The sequence below is a fragment of the Shewanella sp. MF05960 genome (assembly GCF_050849305.1).
Classification (GTDB): Bacteria; Pseudomonadota; Gammaproteobacteria; order Enterobacterales; family Shewanellaceae; genus Shewanella.
Genome location: NZ_JBOZPS010000014.1, coordinates 44,023 through 60,047, shown reverse-complemented (window position 1 = coordinate 60,047; position 16,025 = coordinate 44,023). Strand labels below are relative to the sequence as shown.

11 protein-coding genes are annotated in these 16,025 nt (G+C 42.6%); 7 read left to right on the top strand and 4 right to left on the bottom strand.

Annotation, left to right across the window (positions count from 1 at the left end; all coding sequences use genetic code 11):
- Positions 1-11: 11 nt before the first annotated feature.
- Complete coding sequence (locus tag ACROAE_RS14420; RefSeq protein ID WP_432402925.1) at positions 12-164, bottom strand: hypothetical protein; 153 nt, start codon at positions 162-164, stop codon at positions 12-14.
- Between the two features lie 93 nt (positions 165-257).
- Here ACROAE_RS14420 and ACROAE_RS14415 point away from each other — a divergent pair, with 93 nt between their 5' ends.
- Entirely contained in the window at positions 258-1,163 is a 906-nt protein-coding gene (locus ACROAE_RS14415; protein ID WP_432402923.1) for a LysR family transcriptional regulator, read from the top strand.
- Positions 1,164-1,231: 68 nt separating this feature from the next.
- On the opposite strand, the gene fusA is transcribed toward ACROAE_RS14415, so the two are convergent.
- The 3 genes from fusA to ACROAE_RS14400 form a co-directional block, all read right to left on the bottom strand.
- Complete coding sequence (gene fusA, locus ACROAE_RS14410; RefSeq protein WP_432402921.1) at positions 1,232-3,325, bottom strand: elongation factor G; 2,094 nt, start codon at positions 3,323-3,325, stop codon at positions 1,232-1,234.
- A gap of 729 nt (positions 3,326-4,054) precedes the next feature.
- Positions 4,055-5,500 carry a diguanylate cyclase gene (locus ACROAE_RS14405; protein ID WP_432402919.1) on the bottom strand — a complete coding sequence of 482 codons (1,446 nt, stop codon included), beginning with the start codon at positions 5,498-5,500 and terminating at the stop codon, positions 4,055-4,057.
- 131 nt (positions 5,501-5,631) lie between these two features.
- Positions 5,632-10,185 carry a biotin carboxylase N-terminal domain-containing protein gene (locus tag ACROAE_RS14400; protein ID WP_432402917.1) on the bottom strand — a complete coding sequence of 1,518 codons (4,554 nt, stop codon included), beginning with the start codon at positions 10,183-10,185 and terminating at the stop codon, positions 5,632-5,634.
- 128 nt (positions 10,186-10,313) lie between these two features.
- On the opposite strand from ACROAE_RS14400, the gene ACROAE_RS14395 reads away from it, so the two are divergent.
- The 6 genes from ACROAE_RS14395 (at position 10,314) to gshB (ending at position 16,002) form a co-directional block, all read left to right on the top strand.
- Positions 10,314-11,225, top strand: coding sequence for a LysR family transcriptional regulator (locus ACROAE_RS14395; protein ID WP_432402915.1), 912 nt, complete (start codon positions 10,314-10,316; stop codon positions 11,223-11,225).
- A 260-nt stretch (positions 11,226-11,485) separates the two neighbouring features.
- Positions 11,486-12,670 carry a hypothetical protein gene (locus ACROAE_RS14390; RefSeq protein WP_432402913.1) on the top strand — a complete coding sequence of 395 codons (1,185 nt, stop codon included), beginning with the start codon at positions 11,486-11,488 and terminating at the stop codon, positions 12,668-12,670.
- A gap of 160 nt (positions 12,671-12,830) precedes the next feature.
- Entirely contained in the window at positions 12,831-13,355 is a 525-nt protein-coding gene (locus tag ACROAE_RS14385; protein ID WP_432403041.1) for a SprT family zinc-dependent metalloprotease, read from the top strand.
- Between the two features lie 166 nt (positions 13,356-13,521).
- Positions 13,522-14,220, top strand: a complete 699-nt coding sequence (locus tag ACROAE_RS14380) for an endonuclease (protein WP_432402911.1) — start codon at positions 13,522-13,524, stop codon at positions 14,218-14,220.
- A gap of 50 nt (positions 14,221-14,270) precedes the next feature.
- A complete protein-coding gene (gene rsmE, locus ACROAE_RS14375; RefSeq protein WP_432402909.1) occupies positions 14,271-15,011 on the top strand; it encodes a 16S rRNA (uracil(1498)-N(3))-methyltransferase in 741 nt (246 codons plus the stop codon).
- Positions 15,012-15,054: 43 nt separating this feature from the next.
- Entirely contained in the window at positions 15,055-16,002 is a 948-nt protein-coding gene (gene gshB, locus ACROAE_RS14370) for a glutathione synthase (protein WP_432402907.1), read from the top strand.
- The last annotated feature ends 23 nt before the right edge of the window (positions 16,003-16,025 follow it).

Below are 16,025 nucleotides of genomic sequence, written 5' to 3'. Positions count from 1 at the left end.
AAAAACCCAGCTTATGCTGGGTTAATGGTTTGCGGTGCTTGTTGTGCGGCTTGTGAATTGGGCTCTGCTGCCGTTTGTGATGCATTTGAAGATTGCACTTCATTCACTTCTGGCATTGCTGCTTGCCACAATGCGCCAACCCATAAACTCGAAATTGATTTCATGACTGTTACTCCGTTGTGTTAACAAGTTCAAAGTAATCGTTTACGGTTTATCAGTAAAATGAATAATCACCTTAACCTAGATTCCATTTAAGCATGAATATACCAATCAAGACCTTACGCTGTTTTCTCACGATAGTAGAAACCGAAAACTTCACCAGAGCAGCGCAACAATGTTTTATGACTCAACCCACATTGAGCAAAGTGGTACAGCGCTTAGAAGATAGCCTCGGTGAACAATTGCTTATTCGTAATAATCAAAAGGTGGAGTTAACCCCCGCCGGGCGTCTATTTGCTCAAAGTGCACAAGAGATATTAGGTCATTGGCATCGCTTACAAGAGGATATGAGTAATTTACGCGGCCTTAAATCGGGACAATTGCGACTAGGGGTTTGCCCTATGATGAGCAGTCTAATTATTAAATTATTAACCCGTTATCGCCAACAATACCCTGGTATAGAATTACAGATGTACGAATATGGCGGTTTTGGCTGTGAGCAAGCCTTGATCAACAATAGCCTTGATATCGCCTTCACTGCACTTCCTACAACCCACAAAACTGAGTTGTCGAGCCAACTACTGACGAAGTACCCTTTACTTGCCTGCCTTCCGGTAGGGCATCCATTAGCCGATAAAGCAGAAATTAAGTGGCACGACTTTGCGTCATATCCATTTATTTTATACAACGAAGATTTCTCGTTAGCCAAATTAATTAATCGCCTCAGCCGCAAAGCTGGTGTGCAACTCAATATCGCTTTTAGGAGTGGTCAATGGGATTTTATCGCCGCAATGGTTGAGGCTAATATGGGTGTAGCGATATTACCCGAACCGATTTGTCAGCGCTTAACGGCCAGTCAATTAGTGTTCAAACCAATGCAACCTGCAATGACTTGGGATCTCGCCTTAATATGGCGTCAAAACCTTCCGCTTACACCACCTGCACAAGCGTTACTATCGCTCAGTACACCAAATACAGCTACCCCTGAAAATCCTTTGCTATGAAGCGCTAAATCGCAGGCATAAAAAAACCGCTGCCTAAGCAACGGTTTTTATCAGCGAGAAGTTAAGAATTACTTCTTAGCTTCAGCAGCCTTACGCTCTTTAACTTGAGCAACGACTTTTTCAGATACACTGTTAGGACATTGTGCGTAGTGAGCGAATTCCATAGAGAATTGGCCACGACCTGAAGTCATAGTACGTAGTGAACCGATGTAACCGAACATTTCTGATAACGGTACGTCAGCTTTAATACGAACACCAGTCATACCAGCGTTTTGATCTTTGATCATACCGCGACGACGGTTAAGGTCACCAATTACGTCACCAACGTTGTCATCTGGGCTGAACACGTCAACGTTCATGATAGGCTCAAGAAGTTGTGGTTTAGCTTTAGCGATAGATTGACGGAACGCGCCTTTAGCAGCGATTTCGAACGCGATTGCTGAAGAGTCAACTGCGTGGAATGCACCATCAGTTAATTCAAATTCAACGTCTAACACTGGGAAGCCAGCGATAGTACCGGTATTCATCATGCTACCAAAACCTTTCTGAACCGCAGGCCAGAATTCTTTTGGAACGTTACCACCAACAACAGAAGACTTAAACACAAAACCTGTGTTTGCAGCACCTGGACGGATTTTGTAGTCGATCTTACCGAACTGACCTGAACCACCAGACTGTTTCTTATGCGTGTAGCTATCTTCAACTTCTGCTGTGATAGTTTCACGGTAAGCAACTTGTGGCTCACCAACGATTAGTTCAACACCGTAAGTACGCTTAAGGATGTCTACTTTAATGTCTAAGTGAAGTTCACCCATACCTTTAAGGATGGTTTCACCAGAATCGATGTCTGTTTCAACACGGAAAGATGGATCTTCTGCAATCATTTTACCGATAGCGATACCCATTTTCTCACTGCCGCCTTTATCTTTTGGCGCTACAGAGATAGAAATTACTGGCTCAGGGAATACCATGGCTTCTAGAGTACATGGGTGCTTAGGATCACAAAGAGTGTGACCAGTTTGCACGTTCTTCATACCAACGATAGCGATAATATCACCAGCCTGAGCTGATTCAATTTCGATACGTTCGTTAGCATACATTTCAACCATACGGCCGATACGCTCTGTTTTACCAGTGAATGAGTTAAGGATGGTGTCACCCTTCTTCAAACGGCCTGAGTAAACACGTACGAATGTTAATGCACCAAAACGGTCATCCATAATCTTGAATGCTAATGCTTTAAACGGAGCATCTACATCAACGATTGCGAACTCGCCATTTTCGTTACCTTCTTCGTCAGTTAGCGGTTGTGGATCAACTTCAACTGGATCAGGTAAGTAATCAACAACGGCATCAAGCAATAACTGCATACCTTTGTTTTTGAATGCGCTACCACAATATGTTGGGAACACAGCCATTGTACGAGTACCAGCACGGATACAACGCTTAACATCTTCAATAGATGGTTGAACGCCTTCCATGTAAGCTTCTAATAGGTCATCGTCTTGCTCAAGAGCAGTTTCGATTAGCATTTCACGGTATTCTTCAACGATGTCAACCATGTCAGCTGGCACGTCTTTAATTTCGAAGTTTTCTGGTAAACCAGAATCATCCCAAATGTGCGCTTTACGAGTTAGTAGGTCAACAACACCACAGAACTCGTCTTCGATACCGATTGGTAGAACCATAACCAATGGGTTAGCCGCTAAAACGTCTTTAGTTTGCTTAACAACACGTAAGAAGTCAGCACCCATACGGTCTAACTTGTTTACGAAGATGATACGCGAAACTTCTGAATCGTTAGCATAACGCCAGTTGGTTTCAGATTGTGGCTCAACGCCGCCTGAACCACAGAATACGCCGATACCGCCGTCAAGCACTTTAAGCGAACGATATACTTCTACTGTGAAGTCAACGTGGCCTGGGGTGTCGATAACGTTAAAACGGTGATCATTCCAGAAACAGCTTACTGCTGCAGACTGAATGGTAATACCGCGCTCAGCTTCCTGTTCCATGAAGTCTGTGGTTGATTCACCATCATGTACTTCACCGATCTTGTGGATCTTACCGGTTAGCTTAAGGATACGCTCGGTGGTCGTGGTTTTACCCGCGTCAACGTGAGCGAAGATACCAATGTTTCTGTATTTGGATAATTCGGTCATGATTCAACTTTAATGATTAGTTTAAGAAGTAGACGGAGCATGCGAAAAAGAACCGACACACCGCACATCAGGTTATTAAGGCGCATATTGTAAATTGGAACCTTGCTGGGCGCAAATGGCTGGTGCAATATTTATTTGTTTTTAGTTAAAAAAACCCTAAAAAATACAAGTTATTTTCTATAAAACAATAGATTAAAAAATAATAGATTATTTTTTAATCTATTGAAGATTTAACCTAAAAAAACCGAAATAAACCATTATCAGTGAAAAATGACTTCAATAAGCTCATTTTGCGTAAATGAGCACTCAGATATGGTTTACAAAGAACAGTGATTCATATGCTCGATGCTAATGAATGACTTGCTGATATTGAGAATTTACCGGCTTAAATAATTGGCCATGTAATGTCTAACTTTTATTGCGAGAATTAACCTGCATTCATCAATGTCAAAATGCGATGATATCGCTATTTGACTCAATCGGCTTGGTACCGAATAACCCAGTAATAATTAACATAAAACCAAAATCCCCCCTTCACCAAGTCTCAACCAACACAACGGGACTCAATATCGTGTCATGGTCGCGAAATGATATTAACGATGTGACAACGTTCGGCGCTGTTATTTTATGCTGAAGAATCTCGTATTCATTGTTTGCCTTACTCAATAGATAACATTGCATTTTAAGTCACTATTTTATGTGCAACAATTTTTTATACACAGCAATATCTTATGCACAACAATATTGATTGCGCCCAGATTGCTTAGCTTTGTACAGGGCCATATCGGCACGTTCGAAACAGGCTTGAATCGCCTCATGTTCATTTAATTGCGCCACACCAAAACTACAAGTCACTTTGATTTTTTGATGAAATGAAAATTCACTTAACTCTTTGGTTATCCGTTGACAAAGTTCAGCCGCACCTTGCAAATCGATATGCTTGCATACAATCACAAACTCTTCGCCTCCCCAGCGTGCAACGACATCACCGTCGCGTACCGATACTTGCAACACTTGAGCAACCTGTACTAATACCTTATCGCCCATTGCATGGCCATGCATGTCATTAATCGCTTTAAAAAAATCGATATCAATTATAATAAGACTCACACCATCATTGCCATATTCACGATCATCATTCAAAAAGGTTTGGTTGAAATAATGGCGGTTGTACAATTTAGTTAATGGATCGTGTTGCGCTAAGAAATCTAAATCGCTGTTTTTTCTTTCTAATTCATGCTGTAGTTTTTGTAACTCGTTGTTGTTTGCTGTGAGATGCAAGTTGTACTTAGTGACACAAATAGTGCGATAAAGTAAAAAGAGGATAAACAGCCCCAAGACACCCAACACTTGAAAAACCAAGCTGTAGTCGATGTCTTCCACCACGGTAATGTTATGCCATTTCTTATAAATTGAAATGTGGTCAGCATGAGTAATCTTGGCTAAGCCAGTGTTGATTTTATCAAGTAAAGCACGTTTAGAATGAATCACGCCTAAACGCAATTCATCTTCTGGGCCGCCCCAACCGGCTATTTTTAATGAGGAAAGCCCTTGTTGCTGGATATAGGCATTAACTGAAAACATCGAGCCAACAAACACATCCACTTCACCTTGAGCCACTTTATCTAAGCCTTCACGTTCATTGCTGGTTAACACAGTATTAATTTTGGGATAAAACTGTTGGATGTATTCAACAAGGCGGTAATCTTTTGGGATAGCGAGGGTACGTTGACCGATATGTTCAAAACCTTGCAGAAATGGCTGAGTTTTGAGTGACACGAGTACATTAGGGGATTTAAAAAAGATGTCGCTGAATAGCAGGTATTGGTCGCGTTTGGGAGTTTGATTCAACATAGGGGTGAGTTCACATTGCCCTTGCTGAAGTAACTCCAAGCTCTGTCGCCATGATGATGTCGGCACTAGCACAAAACTGAGTTCGGTATAGTCTGTCAATAATTTAAGGTAATCGGATGATATTCCGGTATGACGCCCATCGATAATGGCCTCGTAAGGTAACCAATCAGGGTCAACACAATAACGAACCACATAGTCATCTGTCGCGGTAGCCGAATTAGCCGCTTCTGCATACGCCAAGGCGGGTGATGCCACACCAAGAGCAACAAACACGCTTGTTAAAAACGCACCAAGTAATACCAGCCCCTTATGATTTAACACTACTCACATCCAATGACATTTCAACAATTAATTTATATTGCTAGAAGTGTAGTATAAACAAATAAAAGCATGACAAAAAAATACCCGCCAAGTGGCGGGTATGTTAGTTATTCAACGTTCAAACGTTTGATTTATGCCTCTACAGGCGATATCACAAACAATAAGTCCCCTTGCGAGACTTGTTGACCGTTGCTATTGAGAATACGCTCAATACGGTATTTTTGATCTTCAGGATACAGCACACCTGTTTGACGGTTAAAGCCGGCTAACGTGACCTGAGAGAACATCTTCATCGCTTCCATTAGCGCTAAATTTTGCTCAACCGTGACAATGTCACCTTCTTTAACAAAATCAGCTTCACCTGGCGCTGGAGAGGTATAGAAAATACCAGCACCTTGTGCCAAGACTTTAAGCTCATTACTTTCGCCAACACGTAAAGACTCAGTATCAACTGGCATGGCTTCAGCGGCGGCTTCCATTTCAGCAATCAATGCTGGAATGTCTAACTCAGCCATTAAACGTGGCAAGTAGTTAGTGTCATATACGCCTTCGTTGAAAGTAGGATCTTTAAGGATCAACTTCAACAACGGTATGTTAGTCGCAATACCTTTAATGACTACACTGTCTAAGTAAGCGTACATTTTAGTCACGACATCGGCGCGATCTTTACCACGAATAATGATTTGGGCAATTAAGCTGTCGTAATATGGCGACACCTCTTTACCAGCTTCAGCAATCGAGATAATTTCTACGTCGTCACGTTGTGGAATAACGCACTCAGTGATTTTACCTGGGTTAGGGATCAACTGCAGAATACCGTGGCTATCTAACGCCGCTTTTTCTGCTGTGACACGCACTTCCATAGCATAACCTTGATCAACAGGCTCTAGCTTCTCAATTGAACGACCGGCTGCGATATCAAACTGTGCACTCACAATATCGATACCAGAGGTGGCTTCTGTTACTGGATGCTCAACCTGCAGACGTGTGTTCATTTCCATGAAGTACACTTCATTTGCGTCAAGGTTATAAATAAACTCAACAGTACCTGCGCCCATGTAATCAGTCGCATCACCTAACGCACGAGTGTATTCCATCACGCGTTGTTTCAGCTCTTCAGGTAACATTGTAGAACCTGATTCTTCAATCACTTTCTGGTTGTTACGCTGTACTGAACAATCACGAATACCCAACACTTTGGTGTTACCAAACTTGTCACGCAATAACTGCACTTCAATGTGGCGCAATGAGGTAACGTATTTCTCTAAATACAAGTCGCCATTACCAAATGCTGCTGCGGCTTCGGTTGCGGTTTTTTGGAATAAGCCAATCATGTCTTCAGAGCGTTTAACAACCTGAATACCTTTACCGCCACCACCTTGTACCGCTTTAAGCAGCACAGGATAACCAATTTCAGACGCCACGTTTACCGCTTGCTCTGCATTGCTCAAAATACCGTGACTACCAGGAACAACCGGTACATTGTGTGCTTGCGATGTATGAATAGCATTAGACTTGTTACCCATTGTCGTCATTGAATGCACGCTAGGGCCAACAAAGTTTACGCCGTTATTCACACATAAAGCAGCAAACTGCGGGCTTTCTGATAAGAAACCAATACCTGGATGCAATGCGTCTACATCTTCATACTCAGCGACTTTTAATACTGAATAAGCATTAAGGTAACTTTCGTCTGATGTGTTACCACCAATACAAACCAGTTTATCGTTTTCTTTCAGCATATCTGCTGGCACAGAAGTCATGTCAGGATCTGACGCAACTAACACCACATTAATATTGTTATCGTGTGCTTTTCGGATTAGTTTCACCGCAGTACAACCACGCGCATGCACCAAGACTTTAGTGATAGGCTTCATCAAGGCACGCGGATCGTCTTGCACAATCTCTTCTTCTACTTCAGCCACTTCTGGCACAAGTGAAGATAAGGCTTTACTGATCACTTCTTCAATTTTAGCCGTTGGCAAAGGCATTAACGGATCAATACCTGATAACTGTGCATCTAATGTTTCGCAGAATGGGTTATGTACCAATCCAGTCATCGCACCGGGTACTTTAGACAAGTAGTTAGATAGCGTTGCTGTTGACGGTAAATAAGCCGGCACAACCATTTGACCTGCAAACGGCATGTTCGTACCAGACAAGTAATAGGTTTGCACTAATGGGTGAGTCACAAAACTCGCCTGTGCGCCACCGGTACAGTCGCCAAAACCAAACATTAATACTGGCAACTCATTATCACGAATAAAACGCGTAATACGGTCGTTAACCACAGCCATTGAGAATAGCGCCGCAGCACCTTCTTTAGTCTGCATACCGCCAGAACTGATAAAACAAATTACCGGTAATTTACGCTTAGCACATTCGATTAATAGCGCGCTGAACTTCTCAGCACTGGCCATATCAAATGCACCCGCTTGGAATGCCGTATTTGATACAGCAACACCTACACGTAATTTAGTGCCGTTGTTATTAAAGTCAGCTAAACCGGTAATCAGACCGCAAGGGCGGATATTTTTATCAATCGCATCTTCAATCGATAAACGGAAACCAGGGAAGTTAAGCAAGTTAGCTGACATTTTGTCGGCATCAACTTCATCAAACTTAGTAAAGAACTGTTTGATGACATTTTCCCAGGCCATCTTGCCTTGTTTTTTCTCTTCGCGAAGCACTTTTTGGATCAGTAAGTCTTGGTAACCCATGGTTAAGCGGTTCCAGAAATCCTTACGACGACCAATACGCACAGGGTTAATTGTGCCGGTGTATTTGTCGTGATCTTCTTCACTGTCGAAATACTCAGGCAATAAGCGTTCAAAAAAGTAAGTCAAAATAACGAATAATGAATCGTTTAACTGTGGGAAACCGACGCTCTTCCACTGCTCTACCCGTGTTAATAATTCTGCACGGTTAGATTGGTCCATAAAGTATTTAAGCCACTTATAGAACTTGTTCTTATCATTGGCCTTGTCGTTAGTTGATAGCGCATTGTCGATAGACTTATGTAACAGCTTATCTACAGATTCGCGTGACAAACTTTTAGACATCATCGCTTCTTTAGAAATCGACGCTAAGCTACCCACTACGTTGTCATATAACGCGTTAAAAATAAGCACGTTATGACATTGCCAAATAAAGTCTTCACGCAGCTCATCATTAACCACGATGTCCAGTACCGTCAGTTGATTTAGCTCAGGCCATGGCGCTTGAGTAGCCGACTTTGGTAAAGACTCTAAATGCTTAATTAAACCATTAAAGTTATTGGCGGCATTGCTCTTCCAGCGGTGATATAAAGACCAACCGATGTTAAATAACAATGCTTTACGTGCTTTTTTGTAGTTCTCTTTTGGTTCACCCAAAATAAAGCGCGTAATCATGTTACGTTCAGTTGAGATCTCACCACGTTTGGTACTAAAAGTAGACCAAAGCTTATTAAGCTCTTCGTCGTAAACCAGTTTATCAGGGTTGGTTAACCAGGCTTGGAATACGCGCTCTTGCTCTTGCTTAATACGCGCTAACAAGTCGCCTTCTGGCACGCTTACTTTCGATAAACGACCATACTGATCTTGAGAAATCGATTGAATACGACTGCGCAACGTCAGGTAACGCAAATAACGATATGCACTACCAAAAATGTTGTGGTACATGGTCGGGTCACTTGCAACCGACAAACCGGTATTATTTTCTAACGTCAGTAGATTTTTAGACGGCGTCAAGAAACGCTGTAAGCTACGGTCGTAATGCTCTTTTAAATCGCTAGAGTCGCGCACAAAATTGATTGCTGCACGTTCAACCGCTTCAATTGAGCTAATAATGGCGCGGCGTAAATTATGCTGGCGCTCGTCTTTATCAGACGGAGAAAAGTCAACAATGCCGTCAATACAACCAGAGGTATATAACTCTTCTGGCGATACACCCACAGACTTAGCACACTCTTGCCACGACAAGTTGTATTTACGCGCAATGCTTTGTAAGCCTTGCGGCTGAATAGTGTTGAAAATACCATCGCGAACCGACAATAAGATGTTAGCGGCGGCTAATGGAATCGCACCACCAGAATAACCCGCACCAATCACAATACCGACAGTAGGGACATCGACATTAGTACTTTCGGCAATCGCTTTAGAAATCGAATGCGCCTGGTTTTGACTGTTAGCGACTTCACCCGCATCCGCACCCGGTGTATCAATTAAGTACACGATAGGCATCGACAACTGGGCAAAGTGACGAATCGCTTTACACGCTGCTAGGTGATGTTCAGGCATCCACGCGCCATTGGCAGTTGTACGCTCTTGAGCGATAAAACCGATTCGGCGAGTACGAGTACCAAAATTAAGTTCCACTTCTGCACGGTAAAACGGACCTGCATGACTTTCAGCAATAATTTTGCCTTTTAAGTCAGCGATCATCCGCTTTGCCCCAGGGCGGTTTTTATCCAGTGTTGGTTGGATGACTTTCGTCACATAACCGTCAACATCTAAAGACGCTAAGCTTTTTAAATTAGCTTGAATCGCGTCTTCATTTAATAGTCCTTTCACTTCTTCAGATAAACTCTGCTTGTTATGAGCAGGAAATAATGAAAAATCTTTAGCCAAGTGTTCAGCTTGTAAGAAAAGTGGGTCAGCCGATAGTGCTTGAGTCTTGTTAGCGGGCTGCTTTTTGCTGGTCATCCTTAGATCCTCTGCTTATATAGCCTCTGAAATTTTTTATAGCTCGTAAATATAACTTTGTTAGTAGGTAAATTACCATATAAACTACCTTGGACGCTTTGTTCCATAAATGAGACAGTGAGACTAAAATGCCCGATTTGAACGGTATGATGCTGTTTGCAGCGGTGGTAAGAGCCAAAGGTTTCTCCCAAGCAGCACGAGACATCGGACAACCTAAATCAACAATAAGTCGTAAAGTTGCCCAATTAGAGGAGCAACTTGGGGTGCGTTTATTACAACGTGACACCCGAAATTTAAGCCTGACTCAAGTTGGCGCACTGTTTTTTCAGCATTGTGATTCCATTAGTCACGAGATTGAAGCTGCCAAAGCGATTATTGAGAATACTCATAATGATATTTCAGGGTCATTACGCATTGCTATTCCGGTGTCATTTTCACAAGATGTTATTGGTCATTTATGCTCAAGCTTTATGCGACTTTATCCCAACATTAAACTCGATATTCAGTTTACCGATAGCGATGTCGGTTTAGTGGGTGAAGGTTATGACATTGCGATTAAATATGGTCCATTACAGTCATCCGATTTAGTTGCCAGATTATTGTTTGAACGCCAACCCATTCTTGTTGCCAGTCCTGGCTATATTAAAAAACATAACAGCCCGGCTACGCCGCAAGAACTTGCCCAACATAATGGCATATTACTTGGCACGACATTATCAGCTCCCATTTGGCCACTTGGCAAAGGCAACCGAAAAATGATGGCCACATTTAAACGAAAAGTGCGGGTAAACAGCGCCAGTATGGTAAAGCGATTAGCACTCGATGATTATGGCATTGCGATGTTATCGAACACCAGCTGCAAGCAAGAGTTAGCCTCTGGCAGCCTAGTGCCTATTTTGCAAGACTGGCCAATGGAATCATTTAAAGTCTACGGGGTATATTCAAGTCGACGCCAGCTCGCCAGTAACATTAGTGCCTTTTTAGACTTTTTCACTAAACGTTATACCAGCCAAGAATCGTTGCACTCGATGATGGGATAATGATGATGGGATAAGTTTTATTCATTCGTCTATATAGCATCGACAAGCCTTAACAATAGAGTGGCTATAACGTTTAACGGCCAAAAAACTTATGCAATTTAAGTCAGCAACTTAAAAGGTTCATATAATCAGCGTTTGTCTCTTCTGCACTATTAAATCAACATTATATCTGTGCTATAACTGTCAATTAGACATCGTTTTTGACTTTATATCGTTAAACACAACCCAAATAAGGGCACGCTCGTCCTTAAGGAACCGTGATGATTAATCGCAACGCTTTGCTCATGTTAAGTTCAGTGGCATTTCTCACTTTATCTCATAGCGCCATTGCTGGCCAACTGCCAAAAAACATTGAAGAGATGCGGGTATCAAAAGCCGGTCAAACTTTGCCGCAAGTGGTCAACCGCTACCAAGCCATTAACGAGACCCTTGAGGTCAAATTACAGCAAGCAAACGACGAGCTATCTGTCACAGAAATGGCCGCTCAACAAGGCCATCGATTATGGCAGCAAGCTGTGCGCGACGTGCAATCAGGCAATAATGACGATCGCTCTTTATACTGGAGCCGCTTAGGTATGCGCAACACGCTTAAGCAAGATAGGGCTGGGTTTAATATTGCTGATTGGCAGCGCGAAATACTAGTGAACGCGGTTGAAAAGTCATCGCGTGGATTTAGTGATATAGAATTCGATCCTAATACTCACATTAATATTTTGGTTACGGGGTTCGATCCGTTTTTTCTAGACCGCAATATTGGTCAAAGTAATCCATCAGGGTTAGCGGCACTGGCCTTAGACGGTTATCGTTTTAACGTTAATGGCAAAATGGCACAAATTGAAACAGTGATGATCCCCGTTAGATTCGGCGATTTTGACAACGGGATCATTGAATCATTACTGACCCCGTTTTATCGTAACAATAGTTTAGATATGTTATTTACCATTAGTATGGGCCGCGACAATTTTGACATTGAACGTTTTCCTGGGCGTAACCGTAGTGCTGATGCCCCCGATAATCTAAACGTGTTAACTGGCGCCAGTCATCGTAATCCTAAAGCGCCACTTTTTAATGGCGGCACTTCAAACGATGGTAAATTAAATGGCCCAGAATTTGTGCAATTTTCATTGCCGGTTGAACTAATGCAGGCAGTTAAAGGCCACTGGTCAGTGAACGATAATCACCAAATTAGAACGATGTCTCGAGGTCAATTTTCAGCAAAATCATTAACAGAATTACAAAATGAAATTTCGGTAGAAGGTTCTGGCGGTGGATATTTGTCGAATGAAATCTCGTACCGCAGTATTTTATTGCGTGATCAATTTAACTTGAACTTGCCTGTGGGTCACATTCATACTCCACGAGTTAAGGGCTATGATGCTCAAGTTGAAGCAGACATTGTTGAGCAAATCAAAGCAATGATCGCTGCAGCGGCAACGTCTTTATAACAATAACCGCTAATGGCTAATGGCTAATGAATGACAGCTTGGTCGCTGGAATCAAAAACAGCTCAAGCTTAGAAATGAGAACATGCTTAAAAATATATTTAATCTTGCATTACTAGCTCGAACCACTCTGGATAAAGCAAGCGCATCGGCGAGCGCCAATATGGCCTCAAATCAGCGTAACGCAGACTTAACAGCTAGCCATGCTAAGTCTGCTTTACAGTTGCAAATATTAGCCAAGGTTGAAAGCGATTATCAACATGCTGAACATCACTTTAATCGAGTATTTCCACGCCCTATCGTGCAATTTACCTTACGCGGAAAAAGTGCGGGTACCGCCCACTTACAAACAAACCGATTGCGCTTTAACCCTGTGTTATTAGCAGAAAACCCACAGATTTTTTTAAGCGAAGTCGTGCCGCACGAAATAAGCCACTTATTGTGTTATCAACTTTTTGGCCGAGTAAAACCCCATGGCAAAGAATGGCAAAGCATAATGACGGCCACCTTTAGAGTGGCACCAAAAACCACCCATCAATTGAATGTCCAATCTGTGAATGGGCAGCAGTTTGACTATTTTTGTGGTTGTGGCAACACCACATTATCTATAAGACGCCATAATCGAGTGGTCCGTGGTCAAACACAGTATCGCTGTCGTCGCTGCAAGCAAACCCTTCAACCTATCTGACACAACTTAGCGTCATAACCCCATAAAATATTATCAATTGCGTCATGGCAGCCTATGCCTTACCATCTGCGCAAAATGACGGATTAACTCCGCAAACATTGTATTTTTAGTTTACTTTTTAGGGTTTATTTTGCGCTTATCTTATTATCACTCTTGGTTTTTCGGGGTGTCGCTTTTATGCGGCATTTTTTCAACAACTGTCAATGCCGCTGAACATCCTAGTAGCTTTAGACAAGCTAAAACAATTGCCAAAAAAATCTATCAACAACTGCCTCTCAGTACCTTTTATTGCGGCTGCGACATCGCCATTAGTGGCAAGCTTTGGCAAGCCGACCACCCTAGCTGTGGCTATCAAGTTCGCAAACAAATCATCCGCGCAAACCGAATTGAATGGGAACATGTGGTCCCTGCATGGGAGTTTGGCCACCAGCTACAATGCTGGCAAGATGGTGGTCGTAAAAATTGCGGCAAAAACAATGAACAATTTAAAAAAATGGAAGCCGATTTACACAACCTTGTGCCAGCCATCGGTGAAGTAAACGGCGATCGCAGTAATTATCGTTTCAGTGATTGGAATGGAAAACCCGATCAATATGGCCAATGTGCCATGATTGTCGACTTTAAAGGTCGTAAAGTACAACCACCAGCACGTGCACGCGGCCCAATTGCACGCACTTATCTTTACATGCAGCAAACCTATGGTTTGCAAATCAGTAGCAGTCAGAAAAAACTGTTTAACGCATGGGACAAAATGCAGCCAGTTTCGGCAACAGAATGCCAACGTGATAGCTTAATCGCTGATCGCCAAGGTAATCATAATGATTTTGTATTCAAACAATGCCAAAATAACGGCTTGATCCGTTAATTGAATACCCAGCTATTATTTGAGTCACTAATTATATAAGGTCGCCACTGATGAGAGTTCCACGCATTTACCAGTCCATAGACAATCTACAACAAGGGCAAACCGTTCAATTAGATGATGACGGTGTCGCTCATATTGGTCGTGTATTACGCATGGAAAATGGTGATAACATCAGTTTATTTAACGGCGACGGTAATGACTATTTAGCTGAAATTACTGATGTCAGTAAGAAATCGATTACTGTTACGGTCTTAAGTAGTGAGGCAAATAATAGTGAGTCACCACTTGATTTGCATTTAGGCCAAGTGATTTCTCGCGGCGATCGCATGGAATTTACCGTGCAAAAATCGGTAGAGCTTGGCGTGACCACGATTACACCGCTATTTTCAGATCGCTGTGGGGTCAAACTCAACGGTGAGCGTTTAGATAAAAAGCTGCAACAGTGGCAAAAAATTGTCATCAGTGCCTGTGAACAGTCTGGCCGAAGTGTGGTACCTATTGTGCGCCCGGCGATGACATTAGCTCAATGGTGTGAAGAACAAACCAGTGCGGTAAAACTCAATTTACATCCTAGAGCATCTCACGGTATAAATGGCTTGCAATTAAATGCTGATAATCACAAAGTCAGACTCTTAATTGGTCCTGAAGGTGGATTGTCAGATGAAGAAATCGCCATGACAGAAACTCATCATTTTACTGATATTTTGCTTGGCCCGAGAGTGCTTCGCACCGAAACGGCATCACTAACTGCAATTACCGCACTACAAGTTAAATTTGGCGATATTGGCTAGTACTCAGTCGATATTATCTCCCCCATATAGTAAGGAAATATCCATGATTAAGCTCGGCATTGTAATGGACCCAATCAGCGACATTAACATCAAAAAAGACTCAAGTTTTGCGATGTTGTTAGCCGCACAGTCACGTGGTTATCAATTGTTTTATATGGAAATGCACGATTTGGCGATGGTCAATGGCAAAGCCATGGCAAACATGCGTCCATTATCGGTTAAGCAAGATGCAAATGACTGGTTTACTTTAGGTGACGCGGTAGACACACCACTCGCTGACCTTGATGTGGTGTTAATGCGTAAAGACCCACCGTTTGATACCGAATTTATCTACGCTACTTATATGCTAGAGCGCGCAGAAGAAGAAGGCGTATTAATCGTTAACAAGCCACAAAGTTTACGCGACGCAAACGAAAAACTGTTCACGGCATGGTTTTCTGAATTCACCCCAGAAACCATCGTCACCCGCGATGCTAAACGTATCCGTGCGTTTCATCAGCTCAAGCAAGACATTATCCTTAAGCCATTAGACGGCATGGGTGGCACGTCTATTTTCCGCGTGAAAAAAGACGATCCTAACGTTGGGGTTATTATTGAAACCTTAACCAGTTATGGTCAGCAATACGCCATGGCGCAAGCCTTTATTCCAGAAATCACTCAAGGCGACAAACGCATTTTAGTGGTTGACGGCGAGCCAGTACCATTCGCGTTAGCCCGCATTCCGATGAAAGGCGAAACCCGTGGTAACTTAGCGGCAGGCGGCAGTGGTGTTGCACAACCGTTATCTGAAAGCGACTGGAAAATTGCCCGCGCAATTGGGCCTGAACTGAAAAAACGCGGCCTAATTTTTGTTGGTTTAGACGTCATTGGCGACAAACTCACAGAAATTAACGTGACCAGCCCAACGTGCATAAAAGAAATTGAAGCCGCCTTTGATGTCGATATTACTGGCATGTTAATGGATGCCATTGAAGCGCGTATTAACTCTTAACCCATTAGGACTCATCATGGATT

What these genes read in the sequence shown, in the direction of transcription:
- ACROAE_RS14420 (WP_432402925.1), bottom strand. Translation starts at nt 164, where the DNA reads ATGAAATCAATTTCGAGTTTATGGGTTGGCGCATTGTGGCAAGCAGCA.
- ACROAE_RS14415 (WP_432402923.1), top strand. Translation starts at nt 258, where the DNA reads ATGAATATACCAATCAAGACCTTACGCTGTTTTCTCACGATAGTAGAA.
- fusA (WP_432402921.1), bottom strand. Translation starts at nt 3,325, where the DNA reads ATGACCGAATTATCCAAATACAGAAACATTGGTATCTTCGCTCACGTT.
- ACROAE_RS14400 (WP_432402917.1), bottom strand. Translation starts at nt 10,185, where the DNA reads ATGACCAGCAAAAAGCAGCCCGCTAACAAGACTCAAGCACTATCGGCT.
- ACROAE_RS14395 (WP_432402915.1), top strand. Translation starts at nt 10,314, where the DNA reads ATGCCCGATTTGAACGGTATGATGCTGTTTGCAGCGGTGGTAAGAGCC.
- ACROAE_RS14390 (WP_432402913.1), top strand. Translation starts at nt 11,486, where the DNA reads ATGATTAATCGCAACGCTTTGCTCATGTTAAGTTCAGTGGCATTTCTC.
- ACROAE_RS14385 (WP_432403041.1), top strand. Translation starts at nt 12,831, where the DNA reads ATGGCCTCAAATCAGCGTAACGCAGACTTAACAGCTAGCCATGCTAAG.
- rsmE (WP_432402909.1), top strand. Translation starts at nt 14,271, where the DNA reads ATGAGAGTTCCACGCATTTACCAGTCCATAGACAATCTACAACAAGGG.
- gshB (WP_432402907.1), top strand. Translation starts at nt 15,055, where the DNA reads ATGATTAAGCTCGGCATTGTAATGGACCCAATCAGCGACATTAACATC.